The following is a 13,120-nucleotide window of genomic DNA, read 5'->3' on the forward strand; positions in this document are numbered from 1 at the left end:
AACTCCTTTTAGTAGGATATGAGGTTGTGGCTCTTGATTTTAAATAAGTTATATTTAAATAAATGTCTTTTGGATATTAATCTTCTTTTGCCGGAATTTGCTACTTTTGACCCGTAAATAAACAGACTGCCTAATGAAAACAAGATGTTGTTGTTCTAAACGCTATTTATTGGCGTTCTTTAGTTTACTTGTCAGCGTAGGTAGCATTCTGATGTCTGTCTCTCTATCTTCCTGCTCTTCTTCGGTGAAGAGTTCATTGCTACTATCTGCTGACTCATTGATGGAAATATATCCTGATAGTGCATTATCTATTTTGGAATCAATTTCCTCCCCACAGAAATTGCCACGTGCCGACAGAGCACTTTATGCGCTATTGCTTACGCAAGCAAGGCATAAAAATTATATTGCTTTAGGAGATGATTCGCTGATAAAAACGGCTGTTGAATACTATGGTGATAAGAAGAAAAGTGTACGTGCTGCAAAAGCTCATTATTATTGGGGAGCTACTTATGGTGAGAAGGGGTATACTTCATTTGCTGTAGACGAGTATTTGACGGCAATTCGGTTGATGCCTGTTAGGGATGAGTTCTTAGCAATGATATATGATAATCTTGCGGATTGTTATGAAAAAGATGATTTGTATGATATAGCGATTGAGGCTTATCGCCAAGCTTATCAGATATTAGAGGGGGGAAGTCAGCAGACATATCCATTGAGAGGTATTGCGCGTATCTGTTTATTACAAAATAAAAAGGATAGCGCATTGTTATATTATCAAAAAGCTCTTGATTATGCATTAGTAGAGCAAGACTCTAGTTTGATAGGAGCTCTTTATCATGACCTCGCTATGGTTTACAATGAAAAAAAAGATTATGTTCAAGCCGATAAATATGTATCGAAAGCAATGATTATGCAAGGGGAGGATGCTGTTAATGTCTGTTTGTCAAAAGCTCAAATTATGTTGAATTTGAATAAACTTGATTCTGCCAGTTATTTCTTTAGTAAGAATATAGACCAACTTAATATTTATGGAAAGGCTGTTTGCTATGATGGAATGCATCAAATAGCAAAGAAAAGAGGTGAATGGAAGATTGCGACAGAAAATATGGATGCATATAGAGTGCTTTATGATTCTATGCAGATTATGAATGACAATGAAGAACTCAATCGACTTATGGATAAACATCAATTAGAAGAACATAAGAGGTTATTGTCAGAACATACTAAAATGCTGGTTTTTACTTTGGTTTCTGTATTCTTTTTCTTAATGATTATTTGTGTCTTTTGTTTTATGTGGAATGATAGGAAAAGGAAAAAGCGTTATATAGCATTACAACGTGAATTGACCCAAAATCGGGTAGATACTATGCTGCTCAAAGAGGAAGAGGTCTCGGAAACTAATAAAGAAGATCTAGATAAGAAAAGGTCGAAGTTAACAGAGCAACAAATTCAATTATGTATATCTGTACTTAAAACAACTAATTGTTACGATCAATTGGAAGCATTAGAGAAAGCGACTCCTAAACAGCTATTGGTGATGCGTAGTTTGAGAAAAGAGATACGTTCTGAAATTTCTAGTGCATTTGTTGATGTGATGATGAATTTGAAGGAACGTTATCCGGCTTTAACTGGTGATGATATATTTTATTGTGTTCTTTCATTGCTTTGTTGTTCGAAAACTGTCATGATGGAGTTAATGGATGCTACATCAGATGCTCTTAAAACCCGTAAGAATCGTATAAAGAACAAAATGGATGCTCAAATTTTCGATCGCGTGTTTGGCGTTGATATTCAGTGAGATATATTGATTTCTCTAGGTTTGTTTTGCTTTTAAATGAAAGGCTGTTACCATTGTTACCGCATAAAAATCGTTTCTTTTGCTTCATCTGTGTATTTTTGGAGCGAAATTTTAAACCCATTTATTATGAAAGCTAAATTTTTACCTTTTTTGTTGTTGACTGTCTTACTTCAAGTAAGTATGTTTTCTTTTGCACATGAAATGATATCTGCACGTCAAATCAGACTAAAGAATAAAACTGAGGTACAACATCGGTCTATCCCTGTTACTCCTGATGCTTTTATTGAAAACTCATTGTTGTCTATTGACCTTCTTTCTACTGTTCCTACTGTAACTGTTACCATCAAGGATGCAGAGACAGGAGAGGTAGTTTATACATCTACTGATTTAAATGTAGATAAGGTTTATATTGATCTTGCAGGTGAAGAAAAAGGTAAATATACTTTGGAGATACAACTTCCGAAGGAAGCCTTTATCGGAGATTTTGAATTAGATTAAATCTTTGGAATATATATTATTTGCAACTAACATAAGATGATATACCTAAATCATTAACTGTTGAAGCCCCGCTGTTGAAATATATGGCGCATTGCTGAAATGACGATTTGGATGACCGAAAGGGGAAAGAATCGGTTAACTTTTATTCGTGGGTTTAATAAGCCTTGTGAAAGGCCCATTAAGGTATATTGAAACGTAAAATTAAAATCACTTTTTTAATTGTGTGCTGGATTACTACTGGTAGGGTATTTGAACGATTTTATGGTTCAGATAATGAAGTTTATTCAGCAACAATGTGATACACCTGTTAGTAGATGAGAAATCTGTGATAGATGTATTCTCTGTGAGAAAAGCTCTTGGACTTCTTATTTTTAGAAGTCCAAGATTTTTTTTATGAAGATAGATAAATGTGGAGATAAAAATGATCTCTGATTAAGTTGAATATGAATAACGGAATTTTTTCGTAATTTTGCCTCCTTGATATAATAATGGATAGTGATGAAGATGAATCAGATAAATTCCGTATGCGTATATAGTGCTTCCAGTACCAAGATAGATGCTGTTTACTTTCAAGCAGCCGAGACTCTCGGCCGTCTGCTTGCTGAACACCATATCCGTTTGATAAACGGAGCTGGAAGTATCGGTCTGATGTGCTCTGTGGCAGATGCTGTGTTGAAAAATGGCGGTGAAGTGACCGGAGTGATTCCCCGCTTCATGGTGGAACAAAACTGGCATCATACTGGACTGACAGAGCTGATCGAGGTAGAATCCATGCACGAACGCAAACAGAAGATGGCCAATTTAAGTGATGGTATCATTGCTTTGCCGGGTGGATGCGGTACCCTTGAAGAATTGCTGGAAATTGTCACTTGGAAACAGTTGGGGTTGTATCTCAATCCGATTATAATCCTCAATACAAACAGATTTTTCGATCCGTTGCTCGAAATGCTTGAAAAAGCAATTGATGAAAACTTTATGCGACGTCAACACGGTGATATATGGAAAGTGGCGCAGACTCCGGAAGAAGCTGTTCAGCTGCTTTATGAGACTCCTGTATGGGATATTTCCATTCGTAAATTTGCAGCGATATGATAGGTGACACATTAAGTTCTCAGAACACGGATACCTTGTCTCTTCTCCAGCAGAAACAGATTAGTCCGGCAAAGGCAGACAGTGATAGCCTGCAGTTGGCCGATCTTCATGCTGTACAAGAGGTTGATTCCGGCTTTGAAGGAACCCCTATCTCCTACTCTCCCCGTACGGACGATGCTATTGCACTGACATTACTGGCTTGCTTCTTTCTTTCCTCTATTGCCTTGGCACGCGGAAAGAAATTTCTCTCCCAACAGGTGAAAGACTTTGTGTTGCATCGCGAACGGACGAGCATTTTTGATAGCTCTACGGCGGCTGATGTGCGTTATCTCCTTGTGCTTGTATTGCAGACCTGTGTCTTGTCGGGCATCACATTTTTCAATTATTTTCATGATACATGTCCTGCTCTGATGGACCATGTATCCTCCCTCCTTTTGCTAGGTATTTACGTTGGTTTTTGCCTCGCTTATTTCTTACTAAAATGGTTGCTTTATATGTTTCTGGGGTGGACGTTTTTTGATAAAAATAAGACAAATATATGGCTGGAATCGTATTCTGCGCTCATATATTATGTCGGATTTGCCCTTTTTCCGTTCGTTCTTTTCCTGGTTTATTTTGATTTGAGTCTAACGAATTTGGTTATAATTGGGTCTATTATTTTAATTTTCACTAAAATATTGATGTTTTATAAGTGGATAAAGCTTTTTTTTCATCAATTTAGCGGGCTTTTCCTATTAATTTTGTACTTTTGCGCTCTTGAAATAGTACCTTGTCTTTTACTGTATCAGGGTATGATTCAAATGAACAATATTTTGCTAATAAAATTTTAGGACGTTGAAAATTAAAAAAGTACTAGTGTCGCAGCCTAAGCCTGCGTCAGAGAAATCTCCCTATTACGACATAGCTGAAAAGTATGGCGTTAAAATAGATTTCCGGCCCTTTATTAAGGTTGAAAGTCTTTCGGCGAAAGAATTTCGGCAACAGAAAATTTCGATTCTCGACCACACTGCCGTAATATTCACTTCGCGCCATGCTATTGACCATTTTTTCACTTTGTGTACTGAATTGCGCGTGACAATTCCCGAAACTATGAAGTATTTCTGTGTGACGGAAGCTGTTGCATTGTATATTCAGAAATATGTGCAATATCGTAAGCGTAAGATCTTCTTTGGAGCTACTGGAAAGATTGAAGACCTGATTCCTTCCATCGTAAAGCATAAAACGGAGAAGTATCTCGTTCCGATGTCAGACGTACATAATGACGATGTGAAAAACCTGCTCGACAAGAACAGCATTCAGCATACGGAAGCTGTGATGTATCGCACGGTGAGCAACGACTTTACACCGGACGAGGAGTTTGATTATGATATGTTAGTGTTCTTCAGCCCTGCCGGAGTGACTTCTTTGAAGAAGAACTTCCCGGATTTTAATCAGAAAGAGATTAAGATCGGAACGTTCGGATCTACTACCGCACAGGCTGTACGTGACGCAGGTCTCCGTCTGGACCTTGAGGCTCCTACGGTGCAGGCTCCGTCAATGACTGCCGCACTTGACATGTTTATCAAGGAAAACAATAAATAAACAGAGTGGGTATATATACTTTGTGTAAAGCCGAAAGGCTGAATAGTAAAATTTTGATCGGAAAGATGTTTGAAGGCGGTGTTTCTAAATCGTTTTCCATCTTTCCGATACGCGTTGTATATATGCCTGTCGAGCAGGGCGAGGCTCCTGCCTCCATATTAATCAGTGTATCGAAACGTCGTTTTAAACGGGCGGTGAAACGCAACCGGGTGAAACGCCAGGTACGTGAAGCCTACCGGAAGAACAAGTCTCTTCTGGTGGATGAACTGCAACGCCGGGAGCAACGGTTAGCCGTTGCCTTTATCTATCTGTCGGACGAGCTTGTTGCTACTGCCGAGCTGGAAGAGAAAATGAAAATAGCGCTTGCGCGCATCTCCGAAAAACTATTCTCATGAAACCTCATCACTCCCGGATATCTACCGCATGGGTATTCGTTACGGGAATTTTGAGAAAGGTATTTTCCTTCTTCCTGCTTGTTCCCATCTATTTTTACCGGATTTGTATTTCACCCCTTACTCCTCCCTCTTGTCGGTTCACGCCTACTTGTTCAGTGTATGCGCTCGAAGCAATTAAGAAACATGGTCCTATAAAGGGGCTTTATCTTGCTGTGCGGCGTATTCTGCGATGCCATCCCTGGGGTGGTTCCGGTTATGATCCCGTGCCTTGAGACAACTGAAACGAGAAATAGGAAATGAAAAAGAAGGTGACTGATATTTTAGATATCCATACTCATAAACAGGAAGTTGATACCCAAGGAAAATCCATCATCAATTATCCGTTATTGGCAGACTCTCCATTGTATATGCCTCTGGCAGAGAATGTGGAAGTGGCTGTGGGTAGAGGATCTTATTATTCTATCGGTATTCATCCTTGGGAGGTGAGAGAGAGTAATGTCAGTCAGCAATTGAGCTTTCTTCAACAGCAACTGCAGAGAAAGCAGTTTGTAGCTGTAGGAGAGGCGGGGTTGGATAAATTGGCAAAAGCTCCGATGGAGCTTCAGTTAGCGGTGTTTAAGGAACAGGTAAAGTTGTCGGAAAAGCTCGGTTTGCCGTTGATTATCCACTGCGTGAAAGCAATGGAAGAACTGCTGGGTGTGAAAAAAGAATCTCGCCCCCAACAACCTTGGATATGGCATGGCTTTCGTGGAAAACCGGAGCAGGCAGTACAGTTGTTGAAGAAAGGGTTTTATCTTTCTTTTGGAGAATATTATCCCGATGAAACAATACAGATAGTCCCCGATGAACGCCTGTTTTTGGAAACGGATGACAGCTTGCTTGATATTGAAGATATCCTGTGTCAGGCAGCCAGGGTGCGTGGGGTAGAAGTGGAAGCGTTGCGTGAGGTGATTCGCCGGAATATCCAAAATGTCTTTTTTAGGGCGTAAGAGTTGTATCTTCCGAGAAAGAGTCGTACTTTTGTCGCACATGGAATTGAAATACAATAAAAACCAAATAATTAAAGAGTAATACGATGAATTTTGTAGAAGAATTGAGATGGCGTGGCATGTTGCAGGACATCATGCCGGGAACAGAAGAGTTGTTAAGCAAAGAGCAGGTGACTGCCTACTTGGGTATCGACCCGACTGCCGATTCGCTACACATTGGTCACCTTTGTGGAGTGATGATCCTTCGTCATTTCCAACGCTGCGGTCATAAGCCGTTGGCACTGATCGGTGGCGCTACAGGTATGATTGGTGACCCTTCCGGTAAATCGGCAGAACGTAACCTGCTGGACGAAGAAACATTGCGTCACAATCAGGCATGTATCAAGAATCAGCTTGCCAAGTTCCTCGACTTCGAGTCGGATGTACCTAACCGTGCCGAGCTGGTGAACAATTACGACTGGATGAAAGACTTCACTTTCCTCGATTTTGTTCGCGAAGTAGGTAAGCACATCACTGTAAACTATATGATGGCGAAAGACTCTGTGAAACGTCGTCTGAATGGTGAAGCGCGTGATGGATTGTCATTTACCGAGTTCACTTACCAATTGCTTCAAGGATATGATTTTCTTCATTTGTATGAAACAAAGGGGTGTAAGCTCCAAATGGGTGGTTCCGACCAGTGGGGAAACATCACTACCGGTGCCGAATTGATCCGCCGTACCAATGGGGGAGAGGTATTCGCATTGACTTGCCCCCTGATTACAAAGGCTGATGGTGGTAAGTTTGGTAAAACAGAATCCGGAAATATCTGGCTGGACCCTCGCTATACTTCACCATACAAGTTCTATCAGTTCTGGTTGAATGTAAGCGACTCCGATGCCGAACGTTATATTAAAATCTTCACTTCTATCGAGAAAGAAGAAATTGAAGCATTAATTGCCGAACATCAGGAAGCTCCGCATTTGCGTCTTCTCCAGAAACGTCTGGCTAAGGAAGTGACTGTGATGGTTCATTCTGAAGATGATTATAACGCAGCAGTAGACGCATCGAACATTTTGTTCGGTAATGCGACTTCGGAAGCTCTGCGCAAATTGGATGAAGATACGCTGCTTGCTGTATTCGAAGGAGTGCCTCAGTTTGAGATTTCCCGTGATGCATTGGCAGAAGGAGTAAAGGCTGTTGATCTATTCGTTGATAATGCGGCCGTATTTGCGTCGAAAGGTGAAATGCGTAAGTTGGTTCAGGGCGGTGGCGTTTCGTTGAATAAGGAGAAGCTGGCGGCCTTTGATGAGGTAATTACGACTGCCGACCTGCTCGACGAGAAATATCTGCTTGTTCAGCGCGGTAAAAAGAACTATTATCTGCTGATTGCAAAATAATAATGCACGATTCACTCGATAGAATATAAAAAAGTGAACGAAATATTTGGAGGTTTGCTTGCAAACCTCTATCTTTGCACCGCTTTTTAACAGAAAGCACATAAGTTTGGACTATGGTGTAATGGTAGCACAACAGGTTTTGGTTCTGTTTGTCCAAGTTCGAATCTTGGTAGTCCAACGAAGAAAAGTCCCTGAAAGAGAATATCTTTCGGGGGCTTTTTCTTTTTTTTGTGGATGCAAAGTCGCTTCTTAGCTACTGCGGTGCAGTAGAAGGTTGCTGTCATATACCTGATCAGATATATATCTGATCAGTCCAAGATCACTTTTCGACTTGATTCCTTCTTCCCAGGCAAAGTACTTGCTATCATTTCTCTATTAATTAAAAAAGCATAATAAGGTAACATTTATGTTCCTTTCTTTTTGCTTAATTGGAACAAAAACGTTACTTTTGTATATCCAATTAATAAATAGGTCTTTTACTTTATGAAGTATTCTGAATTTTACAAGTTGATAGAAGCCGCAGGCTGGACTATTGACAAGGGGACGAACCACTACAAGTATGTTCATCCTGATTTCGATTACTTTATTCCGGTAGCGAGACATCAATCTCACGAAGTTCCTCGCGGAACACTTGAAAGTATGATGAAAGCGGCAGGTTTAAAGAAAAAGAAAGAAAAGAAAGAGAACAAGTAAAAGTTCCGCCACCCCTTCGGGGGTGGTTATTAATTGGATTTTATGACTAAAAAAGAAATTTATGAGAACTATTACAGCAACTATTGAGAAAGCATCTGACGGTGGTTATGGTATCTATACCAATATTGCAGGATTAATTGGTAGCGGACTAACAGAGGAAGAGGCAAAGGCTGATTTCCGTGAAGTGCTCGAAGAACAAGCGATATACTATTATGGGCGTACTGCTGAATATCCCGACTGGTATAAAGACGGCTATGAAATTGAATATCGCTATGACCTATCTGGATTCTTTTTAAGTTTTCCCTTTATCAATGCTTCCGAATTTGCGTCTTATGTGGGTATCAACCCCTCTCTGATGCGCAAATATAAGAGTGGGCTTGTAAAAGCCAGTGCAAAACAAAAAGAACAGATACAGGCCAAATATAGTGAAATGATACGGAACTTAGAGAGGGTAAAATTCTGAATATAAGGACCTATTAATTGGATACTAATCGTTCCTTTCCTCTCGATTAAAGAAAGAGACTGTCTAACAACAAAAAGTTAGATGGTCTCTTTTTCTTTCTCTATTAGGATGTAAGAAATTTGTTATAGCTTATTTGTACGTAATATTGACTGTTTCGATGTTTGCCTTACTCATATTTGAATAGACTTCTATATTGTTAGCAATAATATATTTACAGTTCTATAATAAATCCGAATACCGTTTTTAATAAATAGTGGGAGAGTTTATTAAGAACGGTATCTGAGTTTATTAGAAACTATTTTCAGAGAATTATCAGAATGTTTGTGATTTATATATACAAAATGGGAGAAAATCAATACTGATTTTCTCCCATTCGGTTCTTCCATATATGGAAATATATGTTTTGATAATGTGTTATTATGTCTTGATTTTTATATAACTCATATTACTTTTTTCTTTTTTTGTTCCTCAAAGATACAAAATAAAAAGAGGAAAGTCAATAGCTAATCTTATTTTAATGGAAGTATAAGCAGAAAACGTGCACCATTGGTGTAGCTCTTGTCTACTTTAACTTCTCCATGTAATCGTTCGGCTATGGTACGGCATATATTCAGTCCCAGTCCTGATCCCTGTTTGAACTCATCCAACTTCTTGAAGCGTTCGAATACACTATCCATCTTATCGGCAGGAATGCCCGGTCCGGTGTCACTGACAGAGAACGTGATTCTGTCGGGATACTCGGTCAGTGAGCAATGCAGATGGATTTCCCCTTTTTCCGTGTGCTTCTCTGCGTTGGTAAGGAAGTTGATAAGCACTTGTTGCAGGCGTTGTTCATCTGTGGTGATCTGGAAATCGTCTGCCACTTCGGAGGTATAATAAAGCTTCACTTCTTCCGCTTTTCGATCCATTACGGTAGAGAGTATGAGCCTGCACATTTCGTTGCAATGGCAGGAAGTCAGGTTCATGGTGTATTTGCCGCTTTCCAGTGCGGAAAGGTCAAGAATATCGTTGACAAGCGTGGTGAGCAGCTCGGAGTTGTGTTGGACGAGCGAGCTGAATTCTAGCTTTTCTTCATCTTCCAATGGCAGATCCGGGTTGGATAATAATTGTGAGAATCCTACGATGGCATTGAGTGGGGTACGGATTTCGTGGCTCATGTTCTGCATGAAATGAGTCTTCATCTTGTCTGCCTGTTCGGCACGGTCGCGGGCGATTGTTAGTTCTTCGTTCTTCTCTTGCAGTTGTCTGATCGATTTTCTGCGTAGATAAAGGTAGAATGTGAGAGCGGCGGCAAAGAAACAGAAGAGTATCAGGATGAACTTCAATATCATCAGCTGGCGTTCGGATTCTGCCTGTTTAGCTACCATAAGGCTTTGTGTACGTTCGGTTTCCGCTTTGAATTGTGCAAGCTCCAGGTTACGGTTTCTTAGTAGTAGCTCGTTATTTTCGGCATTCATCTTCTCGATTTCCACTTGTGATTTTGTTTGTTGTAGTTCGAGCGTTGTCTTTTGCAGGTTTAATTGTGTGTTTTCCAGCTGCAAGGCCTGCGCTTTTCTTTTCAGCTGTTCGTTGCCGATACGCACATTCAGTTCCGACAGGTCGGCAGTCTGTATGAGCTGATTCAGAGAGTCCTGTAGACTTTGGAGCTTCTGAAGTGCCTGGTAAGCTTCTTTGTACTTCTGTTCTTTTGCGTAAATATTCGTCTGAAAGATCATTCTTTCATGTAAGCTGGAGGTTGAATCGGCAAGAGCGTGTGCTTTGTCAAATTGTTGGTTGAGTATATAATTGTATATCTTCAACTTGTAGAGGTCGTTTTTTCTGGTTTCACCATGTTTTTTAGTCGCCTTTAAGCATTCCTGATAATAGCTTTTGAATTCCTCCTCCCTGTCGAGCGCATATAAAAGTGTGCATTTGCGCAGCATACAGGCATATTTGTTGGTTGAAGTTTTGGCACATTTGATTCCTTTTTCGGCATTTTCATAGGCTGCTTCGTATTGTTTCAGGTTCTGTTGTAGCATGGATATATTCCAGTATATATACGATAAATCCTGTTCGGGGAGCTTCTCCTGTGTGTATACCAGTGATTGTTGGTAGTAATCCAGTGCCGTCCGGTTTTCCCTGCGCGCAAAGTAAATGTTTCCCATCATTCGCAGGCAAGTGGAGATACCGTAGGGATAGTCGTCGGCAAATGCCTGTTCTTTGGTCAGTTCAGCCTCCTGGAGCGCACGCAGGGTATTACCTGTGTTCATCAGGTAATTAACTTTGTAGATGCTGCCAAAGTAGTAATATTGCAGGTAGTTGTTCTTTCGGGATATCTCCTGAAGCCTGCTGATTGCTTTCTCCAGTAATTCCGTTTTCCCATTATTGAAATAGTAGATTACCGGAATGGTAAGAGCGAGGCATTGTGCCTTTTTATCGTTGATCCGGATGGCTTTGGTATAGATAGTGTCAGCTATTTCCAGTCCGGTTGCGTTGTTACGGTGTTTAGTTGCCTCCTCATAAAGTAGATAAAGAGAGTGGTCTATCTTGTACGGATTGTCCTGCGCCTTGGTTGGAAGGAGAGATCCGATAAAGGTGAACAACAAACATATACTGATGTACCTGACTATTTTCATCTTGATTACTATGGATTTACAGTGTTCTTATTGTTTATTTATGGCATTGTTATATTCGTATTCTTTGGCGGGAATCACCCACATCCAGTTGTTGGCGTCTTCCGGGTTGATAGTTACGGCTGCGTTGGTCATGTAGTTTCCTCCGTCTTCGAAGGTGTGGCGTACGATGGTGTCTTTGCGCCGTTTGAAGTCAAACCAGCTGAATCCTTCGCCCCATAGTTCGATGCGGCGGTAGAACTTTATTTCGTCGAGCAGTGCCTGACCACTCTTGTCGCAAGTATATTGAGGGTCGCGTCCGCTGTCGCGGATCAGTTCTTTCAGTAATTGCCTTGCTTCCGCTTCTTTTGGAGGCGTCAGGTGACAGTTGGCTTCTGCTTCGATGAGATACATCTCCGAACTGCGGAAAAGGTTGAAAGGCATGGCACCTACTTTGTCGATACACTTAAATTTGAACGACATATAAGCGTATATTTTTGCCGAAGTATTCAGGTCGGGATACAGCCCTTGGGCGTAACTGGTGAGTGCATTTCCGCCCAGACCATTGTTTGTTATACCACCCGTGTTATAAGTATATTCGAGCGGATCGAGAAAAAGTCCCCTGCGGATATCACTTTCCGGTAATGCATCGTACAGTTCACGGTTGATACAGGCCGGATAAGTGCATACAAGAGTAGAGGAGGAGTTGTATGCAAGGCGTGCGGCGAGGGATGAGTTTCCCAGCGATTCTTCTTCACTGTCATAGATACTCCATATCCATTCGCGGTTGACGGTACTGAATCCGTCGAAATATTCATCGGCATTCATAAGCGGATAACCGGCACGTGCCAGTGCAGCGTAATGGGCGGCAGTACTCCAATCCTCACGGGTGAGTGCGGCACGGGCATAGGTGGCGTAAGCGGCATTCACATTGATTTTGTGATTCTCGTCTTCTTTGCGGGCAATTCCGGATGTCTGATAATAGGTGATGGCCTGGTTGAGGTCGTTGTAAATCTGTTCGTAGCAGGCCAGCATAGAAGAAAGAGGACAGTCGCCGGTAGAAGATGTATTGAGCCGGAGAACTACCCCGTCAGCACTGCCGTTTTGCGAATCACACCAGCGTGGCGAGTAGAACTGCAGCAGTTGCAGATAACAATAGGCACGGTAGGTTAGTGCCTGCGCATAGATATATTTGAATTTATGACTACCTTCGGGGTCGACATAATTTATAATAGCGTTGGCATTACTGATTACTTTGTAGTAATAATGCCACATATACTCCGTGTAACCACTGGTAGGTATGGCATGAGAAGCCCCGTTGAATATCGTATAGAAATTGTTGCGGGGACAATACATGTCAGCCCCCTGATATTCGGCATACATCAGTTTGACAGATCCTTCACCGTTGAATGACACGCCATCGAGTTTATTAGTGGGATAAGTGGTTTTCATCAACTTCTCCAATCCGCTGACAGCATAGGCAGCGTACGCTTCATCCTTGAATAAATCGGCAGGAGACACCTGATTGGTAGGGGCGGTATCCAGATAGTCGCTGGCGCAGGAGTAACACAACAGCGTCAGGAGCAGGCAGAATCCTATGGAGTGATTCAGGAATTTCATGTGTATGGCTTTTTTCTTCAT

13 protein-coding genes and 1 tRNA gene are annotated in these 13,120 nt (G+C 41.2%); 12 read left to right on the forward strand and 2 right to left on the reverse strand.

Annotation, left to right across the window (positions count from 1 at the left end; all coding sequences use genetic code 11):
• The first annotated feature begins 133 nt into the window (after positions 1 to 133).
• The 12 genes from DXB58_RS04895 to DXB58_RS04950 all read left to right on the forward strand — a co-directional run bounded on the left by DXB58_RS04895 (position 134) and on the right by DXB58_RS04950 (position 8,888).
• A complete protein-coding gene (locus tag DXB58_RS04895) occupies positions 134 to 1,798 on the forward strand; it encodes a tetratricopeptide repeat protein (RefSeq protein ID WP_122136084.1) in 1,665 nt (554 codons plus the stop codon).
• A 126-nt stretch (positions 1,799 to 1,924) separates the two neighbouring features.
• Complete coding sequence (locus DXB58_RS04900) at positions 1,925 to 2,296, forward strand: DUF3244 domain-containing protein (protein WP_004298899.1); 372 nt, start codon at positions 1,925 to 1,927, stop codon at positions 2,294 to 2,296.
• A 504-nt stretch (positions 2,297 to 2,800) separates the two neighbouring features.
• Positions 2,801 to 3,388: a TIGR00730 family Rossman fold protein gene (locus DXB58_RS04905; protein WP_122136121.1), complete on the forward strand. Its 588-nt coding sequence runs from the start codon at positions 2,801 to 2,803 to the stop codon at positions 3,386 to 3,388.
• Entirely contained in the window at positions 3,385 to 4,218 is an 834-nt protein-coding gene (locus DXB58_RS04910) for a DUF4271 domain-containing protein (protein ID WP_182281669.1), read from the forward strand. The genes DXB58_RS04905 and DXB58_RS04910 overlap by 4 nt, the downstream gene beginning before the upstream one ends.
• Positions 4,219 to 4,222: 4 nt before the next feature.
• Entirely contained in the window at positions 4,223 to 4,969 is a 747-nt protein-coding gene (locus DXB58_RS04915; protein ID WP_004307801.1) for a uroporphyrinogen-III synthase, read from the forward strand.
• A gap of 5 nt (positions 4,970 to 4,974) precedes the next feature.
• The gene (gene rnpA, locus DXB58_RS04920; protein ID WP_122136085.1) at positions 4,975 to 5,364 is read left to right on the forward strand and encodes a ribonuclease P protein component; all 390 of its coding nucleotides are present in this window, start codon (positions 4,975 to 4,977) and stop codon (positions 5,362 to 5,364) included.
• Complete coding sequence (gene yidD / locus DXB58_RS04925; RefSeq protein ID WP_369907070.1) at positions 5,361 to 5,636, forward strand: membrane protein insertion efficiency factor YidD; 276 nt, start codon at positions 5,361 to 5,363, stop codon at positions 5,634 to 5,636. Before rnpA ends, yidD begins: the two co-directional genes overlap by 4 nt.
• A gap of 24 nt (positions 5,637 to 5,660) precedes the next feature.
• Positions 5,661 to 6,353 (forward strand): TatD family hydrolase, encoded by a 693-nt coding sequence (locus tag DXB58_RS04930; RefSeq protein WP_122136086.1) that lies wholly within the window; start codon positions 5,661 to 5,663, stop codon positions 6,351 to 6,353.
• A gap of 86 nt (positions 6,354 to 6,439) precedes the next feature.
• Positions 6,440 to 7,732: a tyrosine--tRNA ligase gene (gene tyrS, locus DXB58_RS04935; protein ID WP_009001377.1), complete on the forward strand. Its 1,293-nt coding sequence runs from the start codon at positions 6,440 to 6,442 to the stop codon at positions 7,730 to 7,732.
• 107 nt (positions 7,733 to 7,839) lie between these two features.
• Positions 7,840 to 7,910 (forward strand) — tRNA-Gln (locus DXB58_RS04940).
• A 305-nt stretch (positions 7,911 to 8,215) separates the two neighbouring features.
• Entirely contained in the window at positions 8,216 to 8,425 is a 210-nt protein-coding gene (locus DXB58_RS04945; protein WP_022041708.1) for a type II toxin-antitoxin system HicA family toxin, read from the forward strand.
• Positions 8,426 to 8,486: 61 nt separating this feature from the next.
• Positions 8,487 to 8,888 (forward strand): type II toxin-antitoxin system HicB family antitoxin, encoded by a 402-nt coding sequence (locus DXB58_RS04950; protein WP_122136087.1) that lies wholly within the window; start codon positions 8,487 to 8,489, stop codon positions 8,886 to 8,888.
• A gap of 509 nt (positions 8,889 to 9,397) precedes the next feature.
• Here the strand turns inward: DXB58_RS04950 and DXB58_RS04955 are convergent.
• Entirely contained in the window at positions 9,398 to 11,503 is a 2,106-nt protein-coding gene (locus DXB58_RS04955) for an ATP-binding protein (RefSeq protein ID WP_122136088.1), read from the reverse strand.
• 27 nt (positions 11,504 to 11,530) lie between these two features.
• On the reverse strand, positions 11,531 to 13,120 hold the full coding sequence (locus DXB58_RS04960; protein WP_122136089.1) for a RagB/SusD family nutrient uptake outer membrane protein: 1,590 nt from the start codon (positions 13,118 to 13,120) through the stop codon (positions 11,531 to 11,533).

Origin of the sequence: Bacteroides sp. OM05-10AA, assembly GCF_003439055.1 — a bacterium.
Classification (GTDB): Bacteria; Bacteroidota; Bacteroidia; order Bacteroidales; family Bacteroidaceae; genus Bacteroides; species Bacteroides intestinigallinarum.

Excerpts from the sequence above, each read along its gene's own strand:
- DXB58_RS04895 (WP_122136084.1), top strand. The coding sequence starts at position 134 with ATGAAAACAAGATGTTGTTGTTCTAAACGCTATTTATTGGCGTTCTTT.
- yidD (WP_369907070.1), top strand. The coding sequence starts at position 5,361 with ATGAAACCTCATCACTCCCGGATATCTACCGCATGGGTATTCGTTACG.
- DXB58_RS04960 (WP_122136089.1), bottom strand. The coding sequence starts at position 13,120 with ATGAAGAAAAAAGCCATACACATGAAATTCCTGAATCACTCCATAGGA.
- DXB58_RS04905 (WP_122136121.1), top strand. The coding sequence starts at position 2,801 with ATGAATCAGATAAATTCCGTATGCGTATATAGTGCTTCCAGTACCAAG.
- DXB58_RS04900 (WP_004298899.1), top strand. The coding sequence starts at position 1,925 with ATGAAAGCTAAATTTTTACCTTTTTTGTTGTTGACTGTCTTACTTCAA.
- DXB58_RS04930 (WP_122136086.1), top strand. The coding sequence starts at position 5,661 with ATGAAAAAGAAGGTGACTGATATTTTAGATATCCATACTCATAAACAG.
- DXB58_RS04910 (WP_182281669.1), top strand. The coding sequence starts at position 3,385 with ATGATAGGTGACACATTAAGTTCTCAGAACACGGATACCTTGTCTCTT.
- tyrS (WP_009001377.1), top strand. The coding sequence starts at position 6,440 with ATGAATTTTGTAGAAGAATTGAGATGGCGTGGCATGTTGCAGGACATC.
- DXB58_RS04945 (WP_022041708.1), top strand. The coding sequence starts at position 8,216 with ATGAAGTATTCTGAATTTTACAAGTTGATAGAAGCCGCAGGCTGGACT.
- DXB58_RS04950 (WP_122136087.1), top strand. The coding sequence starts at position 8,487 with ATGAGAACTATTACAGCAACTATTGAGAAAGCATCTGACGGTGGTTAT.
- DXB58_RS04955 (WP_122136088.1), bottom strand. The coding sequence starts at position 11,503 with ATGAAAATAGTCAGGTACATCAGTATATGTTTGTTGTTCACCTTTATC.